This is a genomic window from Bombilactobacillus thymidiniphilus (genome assembly GCF_023380245.1).
Taxonomy (GTDB): Bacteria; Bacillota; Bacilli; order Lactobacillales; family Lactobacillaceae; genus Bombilactobacillus; species Bombilactobacillus thymidiniphilus.
The window spans coordinates 893,364-911,677 of the sequence record NZ_CP093365.1 but is presented as its reverse complement, the minus strand read 5'-3'; the positions used below and the strand labels follow the sequence as shown (position 1 = coordinate 911,677).

13 protein-coding genes and 1 pseudogene are annotated in these 18,314 nt (G+C 38.7%); 3 read left to right on the top strand and 11 right to left on the bottom strand.

The genetic code is table 11. The annotated features are described in order from the left end of the window. Positions 1-9 precede the first annotated feature (9 nt). From araA to MOO47_RS04765, 3 genes are read right to left on the bottom strand one after another with little or no spacing between them, the layout of a single operon-like run. Entirely contained in the window at positions 10-1,434 is a 1,425-nt protein-coding gene (gene araA, locus MOO47_RS04775) for an L-arabinose isomerase (protein ID WP_249512331.1), read from the bottom strand. Between the two features lie 15 nt (positions 1,435-1,449). After that, positions 1,450-3,045, bottom strand: a complete 1,596-nt coding sequence (locus tag MOO47_RS04770; protein WP_249512330.1) for a xylulokinase — start codon at positions 3,043-3,045, stop codon at positions 1,450-1,452. A 2-nt stretch (positions 3,046-3,047) separates the two neighbouring features. Then, entirely contained in the window at positions 3,048-4,427 is a 1,380-nt protein-coding gene (locus MOO47_RS04765) for a sugar porter family MFS transporter (protein WP_249512329.1), read from the bottom strand. A 224-nt stretch (positions 4,428-4,651) separates the two neighbouring features. Between MOO47_RS04765 and MOO47_RS04760 the strand changes: the two genes are divergently transcribed. Continuing rightward, positions 4,652-5,734, top strand: coding sequence for a GntR family transcriptional regulator (locus MOO47_RS04760; RefSeq protein WP_249512328.1), 1,083 nt, complete (start codon positions 4,652-4,654; stop codon positions 5,732-5,734). Between the two features lie 21 nt (positions 5,735-5,755). Here the strand turns inward: MOO47_RS04760 and MOO47_RS04755 are convergent, their stop codons facing one another. Beyond that, complete coding sequence (locus MOO47_RS04755) at positions 5,756-6,100, bottom strand: winged helix-turn-helix transcriptional regulator (protein WP_249512327.1); 345 nt, start codon at positions 6,098-6,100, stop codon at positions 5,756-5,758. A gap of 186 nt (positions 6,101-6,286) precedes the next feature. Between MOO47_RS04755 and MOO47_RS04750 the strand changes: the two genes are divergently transcribed. After that, complete coding sequence (locus MOO47_RS04750; protein ID WP_249512326.1) at positions 6,287-7,315, top strand: zinc-binding alcohol dehydrogenase family protein; 1,029 nt, start codon at positions 6,287-6,289, stop codon at positions 7,313-7,315. A gap of 168 nt (positions 7,316-7,483) precedes the next feature. Here MOO47_RS04750 and MOO47_RS04745 read toward each other — a convergent pair whose 3' ends face one another. After that, the gene (locus MOO47_RS04745) at positions 7,484-8,230 is read right to left on the bottom strand and encodes a hypothetical protein (protein WP_249512325.1); all 747 of its coding nucleotides are present in this window, start codon (positions 8,228-8,230) and stop codon (positions 7,484-7,486) included. Positions 8,231-8,234: 4 nt separating this feature from the next. Continuing rightward, positions 8,235-9,125: an ABC transporter ATP-binding protein gene (locus MOO47_RS04740; protein WP_249512324.1), complete on the bottom strand. Its 891-nt coding sequence runs from the start codon at positions 9,123-9,125 to the stop codon at positions 8,235-8,237. Positions 9,126-10,598: 1,473 nt separating this feature from the next. Here MOO47_RS04740 and MOO47_RS07765 point away from each other — a divergent pair. Beyond that, positions 10,599-10,688: pseudogene (locus MOO47_RS07765) on the top strand (DUF4176 domain-containing protein); the annotation flags it as partial. Positions 10,689-10,830: 142 nt separating this feature from the next. Here the strand turns inward: MOO47_RS07765 and celB are convergent. The 5 genes from celB to MOO47_RS04715 all read right to left on the bottom strand — a co-directional run bounded on the left by celB (position 10,831) and on the right by MOO47_RS04715 (position 18,314). Further along, positions 10,831-12,180 carry a PTS cellobiose transporter subunit IIC gene (gene celB, locus MOO47_RS04735; protein ID WP_249512323.1) on the bottom strand — a complete coding sequence of 450 codons (1,350 nt, stop codon included), beginning with the start codon at positions 12,178-12,180 and terminating at the stop codon, positions 10,831-10,833. 1 nt (position 12,181) lies between these two features. Next, on the bottom strand, positions 12,182-13,561 hold the full coding sequence (locus tag MOO47_RS04730) for a glycoside hydrolase family 1 protein (RefSeq protein WP_249512322.1): 1,380 nt from the start codon (positions 13,559-13,561) through the stop codon (positions 12,182-12,184). A gap of 116 nt (positions 13,562-13,677) precedes the next feature. Next, complete coding sequence (locus tag MOO47_RS04725; RefSeq protein ID WP_249512321.1) at positions 13,678-15,627, bottom strand: M13 family metallopeptidase; 1,950 nt, start codon at positions 15,625-15,627, stop codon at positions 13,678-13,680. A 28-nt stretch (positions 15,628-15,655) separates the two neighbouring features. Next, positions 15,656-17,131 (bottom strand): UDP-glucose--hexose-1-phosphate uridylyltransferase, encoded by a 1,476-nt coding sequence (locus tag MOO47_RS04720; RefSeq protein WP_249512320.1) that lies wholly within the window; start codon positions 17,129-17,131, stop codon positions 15,656-15,658. A gap of 16 nt (positions 17,132-17,147) precedes the next feature. Then, positions 17,148-18,314 carry a galactokinase gene (locus tag MOO47_RS04715; RefSeq protein WP_396022064.1) on the bottom strand — a complete coding sequence of 389 codons (1,167 nt, stop codon included), beginning with the start codon at positions 18,312-18,314 and terminating at the stop codon, positions 17,148-17,150.

The following is an 18,314-nucleotide window of genomic DNA, read 5'->3' as shown; positions in this document are numbered from 1 at the left end:
CAACTCCTATTAGTCAATTGCCACTGTTTTGATGCCATATAAAGTGGCTAAATCTTGAATTTGCTGTTCGGTAATACTAAATGAGAATACTGTATGGTGCCCACCACCATTTTGTAACCACTGCAATGATCCGGCTTTTAAACCTGCTTTGGGCGTCCACATTTGTTTGGCTACAGGCAAATGTGGCATTTCCTGTTCTGGTTTCTTAGCAATCACTGGATAATAAATCAACTTCATACCATCACGAAAATCTGCTAATGTTGCATCAATCGCTGTACCGGCTGAACCAGTAAATACTAAGCGTGCCGGATCAGCTTTGCCACCAATATCTAAGGGATGAACTTCCACTTTAGGCTTGGTTGATGCAATCGACGGATCTACTTCCAACATATGCGAACCCAAAATCTGCTCATGTTCAGGTCGTAAATCTAACGTGTAATCTTCCATGAACGCCGTTTGTTGATTATGTGTAATAATTTTAAAAACGCGCAATAAAGCTGCTGTTTTCCAATCGCCTTCACCCGCAAAACCATAACCATCGCGCATCAATAATTGTGCTGATAATCCAGGCAAGGCTTCTAACCCCCACAAATCTTCAAAATTCGTCGTAAATGCTGAATATCCACCGTGTGCTAAAAACCGTTGCAAAGCCAAATATTGCTGCAATTGATAACGCACCGCGTGCTCATATTTATCAGCATCACAATCGCCCTTATCTACAATAAATTGTAATTTTAATTGTTGATAAGCATCATCCACTTCAGCATCAGTAATGGTTTTAATCACCGCCACCAAATCACCAACGCCAAAATAATCGACTGTCCAGCCTAAATCAATTTGCGCTTGGATTTTATCGCCTTCCGTAACTGCCACATTGCGCATGTTATCGCCAAAGCGAGCCACTTTTAACTTAAAGGATTCCGCATAACCTACCGCAACATCTTGCCAATCCGCGATTTCTTGTTGAACAGCTTCGTCACCCCAATGACCGTAAATCACTTTGTTGTGCTTCTGTAAGCGCGCGTTGATATAACTGTATTCGCGATCACCATGCGCACTCTGATTCAAATTCATGTAATCAAAATCAATCGTTTCATACGGAATATGATCCAAATATTGCGTCGCAAAATGCAGTAATGGCTTTTGTAATAATTTCGTACCGTAAATCCAATTTTTAGCAGGGGAAAAAGTGTGCATCCACGTAACTACACCAGCAACCTTATTCTCATAATTAGCTTGCTTCATAAATTGCGTAATTTCCTCCGCAGTGGTCAATACCGCTTTAAAAACAATATGATAAGGTAATTTGTGACTCGCATTTAAAGCATCGACAATTTTTTGTGCATCACTAGCCACACTTTTTAGTGTTTCTTCGCCATAAAGATGCTGACTGCCTGCTGCAAACCAAAATTCATAATCAGGTACTTGTAACATTTAAAACACTCCTTTTTAATTTAAAATTTGCGCCGCACGCTCGACACTTAAAGCTTGCTGATAACGCTTGATAAAATGTTCATAACCATGGACACCAGCGGTTTCGGGACTTAAAGTCATTGTCTGTACCTGCCCAAAAATTTCTTGATCTAAATATTGTTCTAGCGATAATTGCGTATCAGAAGTTGCATACTGCGCCAAAACTGCCATGCCCCACGGTCCGCCCAAGCTCGCATTTTCCATAATAGAGATGGGCGTATTCAAAGCATTAGCCAAAATTTGTTGCCCTACCACAGGCGTTTTGAACAACCCACCTTGGGCGATCAAAACTTGCGGTTTGATTTTTTCTTCATTAAATAGGATATCCATACCTAATTTCAAAGGTGCAAACGCCGCATACAATTGCGCAAGCATAAAATTAGGTAAATTGAATTTACTCGTTGGCGTCCGCACAAATAGCGGTCGCCCGCTATCCACTTGCGTAATATTTTCACCAGATAAATAACTGTAATTAACCAAGCCTCCCGCATCGGCTTGCGCAAATTCTGTATCCAAAAACAAAGTTTCATATATTTGATCCGCAGAAAGGTTGCTACCTAAACGCTGCGCAAATTCCGCAAACAGCTGAGCCCACGCATTAATATCCGACGAACAATTATTAATATGCACCATCGCTACCGGTTCTCCTGCGGGCGTTGCCACCAAATCAATGTCGGGTTGGGCAGTTTTTAATTGCTTATTTAACACCACCATGGCAAAAGCTGAAGTTCCCACGGAAACATTCCCCGTGTTGACACGCACGCTGTTGGTGCTGATCATACCCGTCCCCGCATCACCTTCTGGTGGTGCCAGCAAACTACCCGCTTGTAAAGTACCGCTGGAATCTAATAATTGCGCACCATGAATAGTCAAATAACCCGCTGTTTGTCCCGCTTTTAAAATTCGTGGCAAGATGTCTTCAATATGCCAAGCATAATTTTTTACTGCAGGTAATTCGGCAAAACGTTGCAAAAGTTGTGGATCAAATTCTCCTGCACTATTCAAAGGAAACATTCCCGATGCATCGCCTACACCTAGCACTTTCTCACCGGTCAACTGCCAGTGAACATAGCCCGCTAAGGTCGTCATGAAAGTTAAATGTTCCACATGCGGCTCTTGTTGCAAAATAGCTTGATACAAATGCGCCACACTCCAACGTAATGGAATATTCGCACCAAACAACTTAGTCAATTCTTTGGCTGCTTCTTGCGTCGTATTATTACGCCACGTCCGAAATGGCACTAATTGCTGATTTTGGTGATCAAAAGCTAAATAGCCGTGCATCATGGCACTCACGCCAATTGCTTTAATCTGCTGTAGGGGAACATGATATTTGGTTTGCACCTCCGCAACTAATTCTTGATAAGCGCTTTGAATTCCTTGCCAAACGTCCGTCAATGAATAAGTCCACGTATCGTCTAAATATTGGTTTTCCCAAACATGACTTCCTGTCGCTAGAGGTTGACAATCTGGCGTGGTTAAAACAGCTTTGATCTGAGTGGAGCCTAACTCAATACCTAAAACGCTTTCATTATTTTGAATAATAGCTCTAGCTGCTGGTATGTCGATCATGTTTAATCTCCCGTCTTCTTCATGCTCTGTTGTTCAATTTCTTCTAAACTATGTCCACGCGTTTCCGGCACTTTTCGCTGAACAAAAAGCACCCCTAATAAACAAATGACGCCAAAAATTGCAAACACGACTTCTTGTGGTAAGGCTGCAGTCATAATCGGGAACAGCAACCCCACTGCCCAAGAACCAATCCAGTTGCAAGATGATGCTACCCCCGCCGCTTTGCCGCGAATCGCTGATGGGAAAATTTCCCCAGTGATTACCCAAGTTAATGGCGCCCACGTAAACGAATAAAAGGCTACATAAATGCTTAAAAAAAGCACAATCAATAAAGGGTTGGCATTAGGCAATAACCAATTCACCATGGCTGGCAATAGAAACGAGATCCCCATCACACTGCCACCTAAGATTAATAAGAAACGTCGTGGCAAGCGATCCGCTATCCACAAAAACAGTAAGGATCCACTCACCAAAATTATCCCCTGCACTACTGGCCATAGGAGCGCTGAACTAGCTGCATGTCCTGTGGCTTTTTGAATAATCAACGGAATATAATAAAAGATAGCATTGGCACCTTGAAATTGCTGTAAGGCTGCCACACCTACTCCAGCTATTACTAAAGGACGATAGCGCGGACGCCATAAAGATAACCAGGAAGTCTTTTGTTCTTGATCATGCGTTTGCAAGGTTTTGTTCATAGATTGCATTTCTTGGTCCACTACTGACACATCATCTGTACGCAAATTCATCAATACAGCACGCGCTTTAGCATCTTGATGTTGCTGTAATAAAAATCTCGGTGATTCCGGCAAATAAAGCACGCCCCAATATAAAATTACAGCAGGCACTGCTGCTAAACCGAGCATCAACCGCCATGCCCAGTTGGCTGGCAAATTTTTCAACAAATAATCCATTATGTAAGACAACAACATCCCCGTACAAATCATGGTTTGATTAAGTCCTGATAAACGCCCCCGTAACTTGGCAGGCGCCATTTCTGACATATAGGCAGGTACAATAGCTGAAGCCCCACCAACTGCTAAACCTAAAATAATTCGCACACCTATTAAATAATAACTACCATGATTGGGAGCAAGCATCGACAAAATGGCACCCACAGCAAATAACGCTGCAGCTACTAAAATCAGCTTGCGACGCCCAAAACGATCCGCTAACTGCCCCGCTAGTGCACCACCAAAAATAGCCCCAAACATAACAGCCGAAGTAATCCAACCAATCACAGCAGCATTATGCAATTGCCAATCATGCTCCAAAAACGGCAAAGCACCCGTCATCACTCCAATATCGTAGCCAAATAAAATACCGCCAAAAGAGCCAAAAAAATAAATAAATTTGCTGGAAATTTTGCGCGCCACTACCATGAACAGCCCTCCTATTGGTAAACGCTTTCAAGATCGCTATTATCTTAATCAAGAAATTTTCATAAAGCAATAGCTCATCAAATTCATTCGAATAATTTTTTAACCCAAAAAAGGGCTACAATACGCAATATTTCGGTCCAAAAATTTTATTTATTTTTTTAGCTAGATGTAAGCGTTTTCTAAAAATATGCTAAACTTATTACTGTTTCAGATGGAGGAAAATATTGAAAAACGATTTTATTTTGGTAAAAGAACAGCTCAAGCATGCGATCACTTGGGGCAAATATCCCCCTGCTGCTAAACTTCCAACAGAAGATGAGCTCATGGCATATTTCCAAGTTTCGCGCTATGCGACACGCAAAGCTTTGTTGCAATTGGAACAAGAACAGCTAATTTATCGGATTCAAGGCAGTGGTATTTATGTTTGCGATTGGCAACAGCGCTGGCAACCTAATCCTACCAGCAACACAATTGGTCTACTTTGTACGCATATTGCCGATTATATTTTTCCACAAATCATTTCACAAATTGATAGCATTATTGCGCAAAAAGGTTACTCATTATTAGTTGCCAATACTCATAACGATCCGCAAAAAGAGCGACTGCGTTTAATAAATTTCTTGGATTCGCAAGTCGCTGGATTAATTGTGGAGCCAAGTGCCAGCGCACAATTGAATCCCAATTTGGATATTTATCAGACAATTGCTGAAAGCCATATCCCCCTGCTTTTCTTAAATGCCCATTATCCACAACTGGATTTCCCAAGTATCGAAAATGACGATTATCATGCTGAACAAGAGTTAACAAATTATTTAATCACAATGGGTCATCGCCAAATCTTAGGTATTTTTCAAATTGATGATCGTCAAGGTATCGCGCGCATGAATGGTTTTCAAGATGCTTTACAGGCCGCAAATATCGCATCCGATCAATTAATTATGTATAATTCGCACGATGTTTTTGCCAATATCGCCCAACAAGTTAAAAATTTGCTTATCCAAAACACCCCACCGACCGCAATTGTTTGTTACAACGATGAGCTTGCTATGCGTATCGCCGCAAAGCTTAAAACGTGGGGCTTTCAAATCCCTAATGATATCTCGTTAGCAGGCTTTGACGATTATGAGGCCGCGCGCTACGTGTCACCCAGTCTCACGTCGCTAAGTTATGATAGCAATACAGTTGGCAAACAAGCTGGTCAAGCTATTTTGCGTTTATTGCGTGGGCAAACAGTCACATCCATTATTAATCACCCCCAACTAAAAACGCGCGAGTCCGTGCAAGAATTAAAAACATCCTTTCGTTAACCGAAAGGATGTTTTTATTTGTTAAGTAGTTTGGTGTGCCAACTTTTGAGAATAAGCGTTACCCCATTGTTCCATCGCACTGATGACTGGCATTAAAGTTCGTCCAAAATCAGTTAAACGGTACTCGGTTTTGGGTGGCACTACTGGATAGACCTTTTTGACAATCAAATCATCATTTTCCAGTTCGCTCAATTGTTTAGCCAACATGCGCTTAGACACATAGGGTAATTTGTTTTCTAATTCAGAAAAGCGCAATACTGCATTATCAAACAAATGATATAAAATGACGCTCTTCCATTTTCCAGATATAAATTGCAATGTATTTTGAATGGGACAACCCAAATCACAATCAAAAACTTCTCTCAACTCTTTACCATCTCCCCAACTTACGATACATAAAACGATACACCAAAAATATAGATAAGTATACACTTTATAGCACCGGTGAAATATTAATCACTAGGTGAATAAAATGTACCTAAGTGTCTTTAAATTCACGTCTTCCATTCTAAAATCATAAGTTTACTATGCAATTATCAGGAGGTTTTTAAGATGAAAAATAAAGTTCAAGCAGTTGGTTTTTATCAGCATTTGCCCATCTATAATCATGATAGTTTAGTAGACTTGCAAGTACCTCAACCTACCGTGGGTAAGCACGATCTTTTAGTAAAAGTAGCAGGTGTGTCTGTTAATCCCGTCGACGTTGGCGTTCGGCAAAGTGGCAATAGTAAGCCATTAGTTAATCCGAAAATTATCGGTTGGGATGCAGTTGGTCAAGTTATCCAAACTGGTAGTGAAGTGAACCTTTTTAGTGTCGGCGATCGCGTGTGGTATGCGGGCGACTTCACCAGATCTGGCAGCAACGCCCAAGAGCAACTAGTTGATGAAAGAATCGTCGGACGTGCACCTAAAAATTTAAGTATCCAGCAAGCTGCGGCCATCCCTTTGGTCGGTTTAACAGCTTATGAAGTCTTATTTGAAAAGATGAAAATCAACAAAATTAACAATGACAATAAAACCATTTTAATTATCAATGGTGCTGGCGGTGTTGGTTCAATAGCGATTCAATTAGCTAAATTGGCCGGTTTAAAGGTAATCGCCACCGCGTCTAAGCCCCAAGCTATTGAATGGGTTAAACAACTGGGAGCTGATTATGTCGTAAATCATCACGAAGATCTAGTGACGCAAATTCGGCAATTAGGTTATCATTTTGTAGATTATATTTTAAATTTAAATAATTTGGATGCACATTGGAATGAAATTGCACAGCTGATCAAACCTGATGGTACAGTAGGTGCTACTACTGAAAACAGGCATTTAATTGATTTACAAAAGCTAACTAAAAAGCGGGTTACTTTTGTTTGGGAGTGGATGTACAGCAAATCTTATTACCAAACTATTGACTTAGTATCGCAACATGATATTTTGAACGAGTTGGCTCAACTATATGAAAATGAAAAATTGCAACCTATTGATACGATTCACTATGCACCAATCAATGCCGCAAACATGAAAAAAGCTCATGCTAACGTGGAAGCCGGAACTATGATTGGCAAAGTTGTTTTAACAGGATGGGAGTAGAAAACTTATGCTAAACAACAAGCGATGATTAAGCACATCCAGTTTTGTAATGGAAACTAAAATAGATATATAGCTATTTGAGGAATTTAATAATGATAAAACTATCGGTACCGTTTTTCGTGGTACCGTATTTGTGTCCTTATTTTTTGACTTCAAAATTTATTATTCTTAAAATTCCAGCTTTTTAAAAATTTTATCAGAAATAATATACATGATAGAGCAATAAACCAACGAAATCACAATCATTACTATCCAAGCGATGTTAAATGCTGAATTAACATATCCATTTGGAAACAAGTACTTCACCGTCTTCAACTGGGGCGCAATACTAGCGGTAAGCATCATTAGAATGCCTAAAATAATAGTCACACCATTACCGAATTTGATAGATAATAAGCTGGCAAAAGATAAAATGATGATAGTAACCAACATAATGGAAATAATTGTCAGAACCACATATTGGAGATCACTATTAGATTGTGGCAGAAATTTACCCGAAGCATAGGGCTTTTTAATAATGCTAAAGTAGTAAGTTATCAGACTTGACAGTAATGTCAGACCAAAATAAATAAAATAAATTATAAACAATGCGCCTAATTTAGCATTCAAAATTTTGGTACGATCGATGTCTTTATAAAGAAATAACACACCACTACTAATTTCATCGTGAAAAATAGTACAAACTAAATAAATAAAAGCGACCAACGGTAAAGCGATTTGATATTGTGTGGATTCCACCCCACTAAAAAATTCCAGAAAACCCAGTGAATTTTTCGGGGCACCAATTTGCATAAAATTAGTGTGAAACCAATCGACGATAAATAGCAATAATGGATACAGGCTAAATAAAAGAGTAATGATGGTTTCTTTCTTTTTTAAAAGCATTTTCAATGTTGGTATCGTTAAACGATTCATTGGTTTAATCCTCCACAAACAAATTTTCTAATTCATCTTCTTGCTTTTCAATCTCAGCAATTAAATCCTGAGCTGCTAACTTACCAAGAACTTCATTCAAATCTTGATTTGATAAAGAATTAGGAATTATAAGGCGGTCATTTTTATAATGCAATTGGTAACTTCGAACCAATTCTTCTAGCACCGCACTAGTTTTATCATCTAAAGATTTTAGGATAATTGACATTTGTGATGGTTGTTCCAAATTACTAATTTGTTTTTTGATGTGGCCAGCATCGATAAAAATATAACGATTGCAAATACTTTCCAGTTCTTTTAATTGATGGCTGGAAATAATCATAGAAGTCTTATTTTTAATAGACCATTGCTTTAATATTTCGATTAAATTGTTGACCCCGACGGGATCCAAGCCTACAAATGGTTCATCCAACAAAATAAATTTAGGCTCAGTAACTAAAGCTATTGCTAGCGCAGTCCTCTGTTTCATTCCAAAAGAAAAATTCTTTGGCTTACGTTTGCGTACTTCCCACAAATCAACTAACTTTAATGTACTTTCGATGTTTTGAGAGTATTCTTTTTTATCATGGATATTTAAGAAAAAATCTAGATTATCTTCAACCGTTAAATGTGGATAAAAAACCGGTTCAATCATAATACCAAAATCATCTAAAACATTGGCTTGTACATTAATATCCTTATCTTCAAAAAGGATGCTTCCGTGGGAAGGTCGCAATGCTTTAGTCAATAATTTTAATAGCGTACTTTTGCCAGCTCCATTTTTACCAACTAGACCAACAATATCACCTTCATTGACCGTAAAAGTAGCATCCTGCAAAGAATAGAAATCATTTGCCTTGAACTTTTTACTTAAAGCATTGACTGTTAATAATGTCATCTTTTTCCCCTCTGCCGTTTAATGAATGTAATAGTTAAAAATTCAAATGCAAAATAAAGTAAGATCACAAAAATTAATTGATTTATTGATACGAGGTTGTGCTCAATTGTCAAAGATATATCATTATTTTTAATACTATATTGATTAATAAATTGATATCAAGCCTTAGAGTGTAACAAATTAAGACCTATTGCAACATAATTTATCAATGAAATGAATGGAAATATATAAAGTGTGATTGAATGCTTAATTTTTTTATATAAAAAAACTGATACACCACTATTTACTATTAGTGGAACCAAATATAATAAAATAAGCAAGGTAAATATTGTTAACTTTAATAAATACTTAGTACTTAATATATAAATTAACACATTAATAATGACAGACATAAACAAACTAACAATCATTTAATATCCCCCAACTTTTTACTTATCTAAATAACCAACCAAAATATTGTATAACCAATGAAAGGCTACAGAACTCTGAAATCCAAATTTATCAGCTAAAAAATAAAGAATTATTCCAGCTGGAAATTTCGTTAACAAATTTATAACAAAATATTAAAAATAATATAACGAAATAAAAATTCCTCATCTACAGCAATAATAAAATGGGAAAAAACTATAATTGAAATAATTAAGAATATCGTAGCCTTTATGTTAAAGGAAAAAGGATAGATTACCGCTCTCAGCTTTTTTGCTATTAAACCAGGTATAATGATAAATCCTAGAAAAGCATAAATTGTAAAATATGATTCTATGGTCCATAGTTTTATTTATATGAAAAATTAGTAATAAAACATCCCCCAAATTAATAATCAGACCAGATATAGTTATTAGAACTATACATAAGACAATGTTTTCAGTCTTTGTATACTTATTCATCATTCAACTTACTTTTTGTTAAATGAAAAGCGACTGAAATAGTACCAATCGCTTAAACAAAACTGCATTTCACTGCATCCTACCAATGCTATCTTTTACCCCTGTAGCCAACAGTTACGAAGCCTACATTGATAGAATTGCGTGATAATAATTTCTTCAAAGTTTTCATCGTAAATACCCCCTTATATATTTATTATATTTCAATATAATAAATATTAAAATATAATGTAATTATGACACGATTATTTTTAAAAGTATAATTATGACACGGTTATTTTTAAAAGTCAATCATCTTCGTTAACTTTTTATTATGTGGATTTAATATATAAAAATAAGTTTGTTTTGTTCCACCATTCAATTGCTGTCTTGTATCAAAATAAATAAAGGGGGAGTATTTCTTGTGACAACAACACCCACCACGATCATCTTAGACTATCAGTTAAGAAAAGATTTAGAATCACGGTTAAGCATCCGTTGGCCTGTCATTAAATGGCTATCTTAAAGTGGCTGCCAAACAATTAGTCATTCAAAATAAAATTCCTTTTGACGTTATCGCGCTGCTTTATACGAAACTGAAGAACAAACCGGTTATTTTGACTATTCTTCCGTAATTTATCCAGCGGGCTTGCAGGATAGTAATGAATTGTGCTTTTTCAATCATGAAGATATCGCATAATTAATTTTTCTTGGTTACCGCGACGATGAAGAACTGGAATTTGCTGACAATTACGAAGATTTAGTTCAAGCTTCCGGCTACGACAAATTGTCGGTTGATGATTAGTAAAAAAAAGACGTCCTCTCCATAGAGAACGTCTTTTTTATTTTGCCGTAGCGGTTTGTTCTTGCTTAACCAAACTAGAATCGTACATTTTAAAAAATGGATAGTAAATGATCACGGATAACGCCAAGTTGATGAAAGCAATCGCTACCGCCATCAAATTGCCGCTAGTCCCGAGCCAAGCACCCATACCGACCGGCAATACCCATGCAATCGCCGCATTTACATAGCCCACCAAGTGCACTTTGATAGAAAAATAAGCCACCGAAGCCATTACCATCGGGCTAACGATGAATGGCACAATCAAATAAGGATTGTACACAATCGGTGCCCCAAAGATAACCGGTTCATTGATGTTGAAAATAGCCGGTACTAACGCCGTCTTACCTAAAGTTTTCAGTTGCGTGGATTTGGCAGCAAAAACTAACAATAATACTAATCCTAAGGTTCCACCAGCACCACCAATGAAAACCCACATATTAATAAAGTCGCCCGCAAAAATATTATGCTTGCCTGCCGCATTTTCGGACAAGGCCACTAATAAAATCGGGTTGATAAAACTGTTTTTGATGATTGCTGTGCCATGCACGCCGACTACCCACAACAAATGAATTAACAACAAGATAAGCATCACGCCTAGCCACGAACCCGTCAGATTCTTGACGAAACCAAATGGCGCCGCCAGCAAGCCATGCAAATCCGTGTGAAAAAAACTCAACACGATGTTAATGATAATCATGACAAATGCCACTAAAATTGAGGGAATCAATGATGCAAAAGCACGGCTTACTCCATCGGGCACACCTTTAGGCATTTTGATGGTCAAATTGCGATTCACGCACAAACGATACAATTGCACCGCCAAAATCCCCGTAATAATTGCAATGAAAATACCCACGCCTCCGAGGCGCTCCAGCCAGCCATTGACCAGTGAAACACCATTGACAACATAACTATCCTTAGCCACGGTTTTCGTAGCGCCGACTGCAACACCATTATGCCAACCAATTGAAGGGATCGTCAGCAAAAAGGCAAATAACGACAGCAATGCTCCGGTAAAAGCGTTAAGCTGTTTTTCACCGGACTGTTGGTATTGTTCAACGTAATAATATCCCAATGCCAAAGCATAATATAATGCTATTGAACCCAGTGCCATCTGGTTTCCCAGCATGTAAAATGCACTGTATCGCAAAATTGTGCCTTCAAAAAAATGCGACCAAAACGGTAAAATCTGCGGCAAATTATTGATAATCAAAAAGATCGAAGCGACAATCGTAAAAGGAACAGCAGCTAAACTGGCATTCATAATCCCTTTAATAACTTTTGTATTCGCTAACTTATTTAATGGTGGCAGCAGATATTTGTTTAACCAATCAAACATTTTTTGCATATTAATCAACTCCATTATTATGAATCACTTGTTGATACCAAAAATAGCTATCCTTGGGATACCGCGCCAAATTTTTGAGATCTGTTTCCGTACGATCGACATAAATAAAGCCGTAACGCTTTTTCATCCCCTCATGAACACTAACTAAATCCAGTGCCGACCACGGCAAATAACCAGCAACATCAACTCCCGCATCTACAGCCTGCTGCACGCTTTGTAAATGCTGCTGCAAATAAGCGATTCGATAATCATCATGTACTTGATGATCATCAGTCAACTCGTCATAAGCACCCAAACCATTTTCCGTAATATAAATCGGCAACAAGTAGCGATCATTCACCACTTCTAAAGTCGTCTGCAAACCGAGCGGATCAATCGTCCAATTAAAATCATTTTTCGCCAAATTAACGTTAGTCAACCCCTTGTAAAAGCCCTTTTCATAAATATCTTCAGATTGTTGATCGCTGACGCCACTTGCACGATCTTGATCCACGCGCGGGTATTCCACAGTAACACTAGTATAATAATTGAGTCCTAGAAAATCAGGAAAATTGTGCGTCACCAAATCTTGATCTTCCGGCAAAATTGCCAACTCAATACCCGTTTTCTTTAAGTAATTCTTAAAAATTGGATTAATAATACCGCGCACCGAGAAATCCAAATAAGCCCAATTGCGCACCGCATTGAAATACTCCGCTGCCCGCACATCACGTGGATCAGATGTAGCTGGATACACATAAGAAATGTTAGGCACCGGGCCAATTTTAGTTTGCGCACAAAGTTCATGACACGCTTTAAACGCTAATTTTTCGGCAATCATCAAATTATAAAAAGCTTTATAACGCTCTTCATGCGTATATATGAAGCCAAGAATTTTTTTATCAGCCAACAGCATAATGTTAGGCTCATTAATCGTCAGCCAATATTTGACTTGCTCGCCAAATTCCGCAAATAAAACACGCACATACTGTTCATAAGCATTAACTGTTTGCCGGTTTGTCCAACCACCTTGAGCTTGCAACTCCTGTGGTAGATCAAAATGATAAGTAGTTACCATTGGTTCAATATGATACTCGTGCATCACATTGAAAACATCACGATAATGCTCGATCGCTTGGGTATTAACTGCACCAATTCCTGTCGGAATAATACGTGTCCATGGAATCGAAATCCGCATTGCCTTAACACCCATTTTCGCCATTAATTTAATATCTTCCCGATAATGGTGATAATGGTCGCTAGCAACGGTAAAATCAGCAATCTCATTTCGTGAACGCGGTCGTGTATCTTGTACGGATAAAGATTTGCCGTCTTCTTGATAAGCTCCTTCAGTTTGATGGGCTGATAGTGATGCCCCCCACAAAAAATCTTTTTTTAGCATAACTTTCTCCTACTAATTTGAAATTGTTGTAAATAGTGTAGCGCATTAATCGCGAGAAAAACACATAAAAAAATCTGAGGCAAATTTTGCTTTGTCCCAGATTGTTAAATAGTATTTTACCAAATATTAACGCGCCGTTCAGGTTCTAGCCACATGCCATCATGCTCACGCACATCGAAAGTCGTATAAAAATCGTCCATATTTTGCGCTTGTACATTAGCACGTAATGGCGCTGGCGCATGCACATCAGTGTTGAGGAATATTTCAATCAATTGTTGCGTGGATTTAGTCCGCCAAACGCGTGCCCAATTGATAAAGAAAGCTTTCAAATCAACATCATCTTCACTTTTAGTAGCTTCCAATGCACAACTCAAACCACCAGCATCGGCCACGTTTTCGCTGACCACTAAAGTTCCGTTAACATGACCGCCACCAAATTCGAGACCATCAAATTCATTAATCATCGCCTGTGTCAACTCTTTGAAGGTAGCATAATCATTATCTGTCCACCAATTATTCAAATTACCATATTCATCAAATTGCGCGCCATTGTTATCAAAACCATGAGAAATCTCGTGCGCAATAACTGCGCCAATCCCACCATAATTAGCACTGGCACTCTGCTCTAAACTGTAAAACGGTTTTTGCAAAATACCTGCTGGAAATGTAATGTCGTTTTTAGAAGGATCATAACAAGCATTTACTAATTGCCCAGGCATGGCCCATTCAGAGCGATCCACTGGCTTTTTAAACTTGGCAAAATTATCAATTGTCAAAATACTATTCAATGTTTGCACATTAGTCCACAATGATTCACTAGATTCAATCGTAAATTGTTGGAAAACAGCATTTAATTTTTCCGGATAACCAATTTTGAGCACCATCTTATCTAATTTAACAATCGCTTTTTGCTTAGTTGGCTCGCTTAACCAGTCATTATTTTCGATTCGTTGTTGATAAATTTTAATCATTTTATGAACCATTTGTTCCACATTTCGCTTGGCTTGTGCACCAAAATAGGTTTGTCCATAATATTGCCCAACAACATCATCAAAGAAAGCATTCGCAACATGATAAGCTTGCTTAATTGGACTTTGCAATTCTTGATTGCCACTTAAGGCTAAACTAAATTTACCAGCAGTTTGCCGCAAATCTTGACTCAAATAAGAACTAACATTCATTGCAAATCTAACCAACGTCCAAGCACGTAAATCGCCAAACGTCTTTTCGTTCACGATCTCAGTAAAATAGTGATAATAGCGCGGTTCACTTACATTAACGGTTTGCACATCATCTTCTACTGCCCCTTCAATTAGCGAACGGAAATTGACCATGCCACCATCTTTAGCTAAATCAGACAGATTAGTAGGATTATAATCTTTGACGTAATCAGCTTTTTCTTCAGCACTTTTCACATATTCTACTAAAGAACGGTCAAAACGCAAAGCTTGCGTCACAATTTCTTGCGCATCAGCCGAAGTTTCACCAATTTGTTCTAATAAAGCACATGCTGTTTGTTGATAAATATTCAACAACTGCTTGCCACTTTCATTATCATCAGCATAATAAGTTTTGTCTGGCAAAATCAAGTTTGGTGCCGAGGCATCCACCACGTTTTTACTAGTATCTTTCATATCCGCTGTGACATAAAAAGCAAACGGCAACGGATAAGCTGCGGTCAGCCATTGGGGCAACTTATCTACCCAAGACTGCAAATCAGACAGATTTTTAATTTCATCATATTGCGCTTGTGCCGGCGCAAAACCATCTTGATCACGTTTTTTTGTATCGGCAGCAACTTGATATAATTTAACTGCCTCCTGCATCAAATCATTGGGCACAGGTTTCTTGTCTGCTGACCAATCCGCAAAAGCTTGCATTAATTGTTTTTCAATCGCTAAATCTAAATCAGAGAAACCGCCCGTCCGTGATTTATCAGCCGGAATTTGTGCGGTCTTGAGCCATTCACCATTGACAGCTAAGTACAAGTTATCTTTATAAGTAGCTGTGGCGCCTTTCGTAGTGTCACCGCTACCACCTAAAATCTTAGGTTGTTGATTATTCATAACAGATACCTCCTATATAGTTAGCATTCTAACATAACGCTTCACCACTCGTTTGGTTTACTGCTGTTAAAAAACGCTGCAAAGCTTGTTTTCCTTGCGCATTATTTTTAAAAACACCAGTATCTGTCAAGATTTGCTCAAAAATCTGTCCAAGAGCTTTCTGTAAAATCAGATCCACATTTTCTGGCGTAATCTGGTGTTCACGAAGCAATTGCTGCGCCCAAGCTTGATGGTAATCCTTCACCGTCGCAGATTGACCTAACAAATATTGCTTCACTTGCTTTAATTCCGGCAACAAACGCGGTGGCAAGATCGCTAACCCCATAATTTCAATTAAGCCAATATTTTCGCGTTTAATATGCTGCCATTGTGGATGCGGATGAAAAATTCCGTCAGGAAATTGTGCCGAAGTTTGATTGTCTCGCAATACTAATTCTAAAATATAGTGATCCACTTTTTTCCGCGCAATCGGCGTAACTGTATGATGAGGTATATCGTTCGTAAATGCCCGTACATCAACACTTTCATCACAATAATGCTGCCACGTTTGCATAATTTGCGTACCTGCAACTACTAATTCAGAAGCACTTGTGCCTTGCAAACGAATTGTGGTAGCGGGCCAATCAACAATTCCCGCTTCTACATGAGTAAATTGTGGCAAAACAAATTTTTGGCGTATTGGTGCCTTAAACATTGGAAACTCATGGCGTCCACCTTGATAATGATCGTGCGCTAAAATTGAGCCGCCTACAATAGGCAAATCAGCGTTACTACCAAAAAAATAATGCGGAAACAAGCGGACCAATTCCAGCAAATTAGTCAGAGTCGTAGTTTCGATTTTCATTGATCGCTGGGCAGCCGCAACCACGATACAATGCTCCGCAAAATAAGCATACGGCGAATACTGCAAGCCCCAAGTTTCCCCGCTCAATAGCAGCCGAACCAAACGATGATTAGCGCGAGCAGCATGCTTATCATCACCTGCAAAGCCTTCATTAGTAAAGCTTAAGGCATCTAACGGGTAATCTGTCGAACGTGCAGTTTGTTGGCGTGCAATGGCTTTGGGATCTTTTTCCGGTTTGGATAAGTTAATCGTAATCTCCAGCGTGCCAGATTGCCCAGCAAAAGCAAAGTGAATATTTTTGGCAATCGCTGCTGTTTTAACATAATCATTAGCCGTGCTAATTTGGTAGAAATAATCAGTAGCTTCCTGCGGAGCAATTTGATATTTATTCCAAAACTGTTGATTCAAATCTGCCGGTGTCGGCGTATATAAATCTGTCAACTGGGCCTGTAAAATTTCAGTTTCTGTAATATTTTTGTGTGGCAATTGCGCTAATGCTTGTGCTGTTTTCAAAGGTGTATCCAGTCCCTGAGCATCAAAATCACAATCTGTCTTGACCAATTGATAAATACGATTAATTAAATACCGGCGATCTAATGGCGCAAAAGTTTGTTGCGTGGCAATTATTTGGTCCGCCAGTAACTCGGCTAAATCTTGCACAAAAATACCTCCCGTCTTAATCTTTTAACTGATAGGGACCATTAGCCACATGGGCAATATAAAAGTCCGCTTCATGACCAATTGCTTGTTGATACTGCTCACCGACAGTTTGCACAAAATGATCCACGCCCGCTTGCGCCACAAGCGCAATAGCACAGCCTCCAAAACCTGCGCCCGTCATGCGCGCACCGATTGTTTCTGGTTGTTGCCAAGCTGTAGTAACCAAGCAATCTAAAGCAACACCAGTCACTTCATAATCTTGCTGCAGCGAATAATGTGACGCATTTAACAAGCGCCCAAAAGTCGCCAAATCATGCTGCTGCAAAGCTTTTTGTGCATTCAAAGTTCGGTTATTTTCCCAAACAACATGCCGCGCCCGCTTAAATAACAATGGATCAGCAAACAAATAACCATATTCGTCTAATCGCTCTGGCGTTAACTCACACAATTGCGCTATAGCAAGCTTAGCTTGTAGTAATTGCAACGCCATCTCACATTCGTTTCTTCTTTGATTATATTTTGAATTAGCCAACTGCCGCGGCTGCTTGGAATTCATGATCACAATGCAATAATCTTTTAAATCCAAGGGTACATAATCATACGCTAAAGTCGCCGTATTCAAAATCAACGCATTGTTTTCTTTGCCTAAAGCTACCGCAAATTGATCCATAATTCCTGAATTGACACCAACAAAATCATTTTCTGCTTTCTGTCCTAATTGTGCCAATTGCTCGAGTGATAAATCCCAGCCAAATTGTTCCCGAAAGATCATACCGATTAATAATTCTAGAGAAGCTGAAGATGACAGACCTGCACTAGCAGGCAAGTCGCCTTGGATAAAAATATCAAAGCCATGTGGTAATTGATATCCTTGTTGTTGTAAGCCACGGCAAACACCAATCACATAATCGCTCCACAATCCTTGTGCTTTAGTCGACAAATTTTGTAAATCTATTGTCAATATGTCATCTGGAAAATTGGCTGAATATAATTGTAATTTTTGATCGTTGCGTGGCGCAATGGCGGCATAAGTCCCCAAACTAATCGCACATGGCAAAACCAGACCACCGTTATAGTCAATGTGTTCGCCAATTAAATTAATTCTCCCCGGTGAAAAATAGCAAGCTGTCGGTTGCTTGCTAAATTGTTGCATAAAATTATTTTGCAAAACTTGTTTCGTAAT

Bases quoted from the DNA above. Each gene is read 5' to 3' on its own strand.
- MOO47_RS04765 (WP_249512329.1), bottom strand. From the start codon at position 4,427: ATGGTAGTGGCGCGCAAAATTTCCAGCAAATTTATTTATTTTTTTGGC.
- araA (WP_249512331.1), bottom strand. From the start codon at position 1,434: ATGTTACAAGTACCTGATTATGAATTTTGGTTTGCAGCAGGCAGTCAG.
- MOO47_RS04730 (WP_249512322.1), bottom strand. From the start codon at position 13,561: ATGCTAAAAAAAGATTTTTTGTGGGGGGCATCACTATCAGCCCATCAA.
- celB (WP_249512323.1), bottom strand. From the start codon at position 12,180: ATGCAAAAAATGTTTGATTGGTTAAACAAATATCTGCTGCCACCATTA.
- MOO47_RS04725 (WP_249512321.1), bottom strand. From the start codon at position 15,627: ATGAATAATCAACAACCTAAGATTTTAGGTGGTAGCGGTGACACTACG.
- MOO47_RS04740 (WP_249512324.1), bottom strand. From the start codon at position 9,125: ATGACATTATTAACAGTCAATGCTTTAAGTAAAAAGTTCAAGGCAAAT.
- MOO47_RS04745 (WP_249512325.1), bottom strand. From the start codon at position 8,230: ATGAATCGTTTAACGATACCAACATTGAAAATGCTTTTAAAAAAGAAA.
- MOO47_RS04750 (WP_249512326.1), top strand. From the start codon at position 6,287: ATGAAAAATAAAGTTCAAGCAGTTGGTTTTTATCAGCATTTGCCCATC.
- MOO47_RS04770 (WP_249512330.1), bottom strand. From the start codon at position 3,045: ATGATCGACATACCAGCAGCTAGAGCTATTATTCAAAATAATGAAAGC.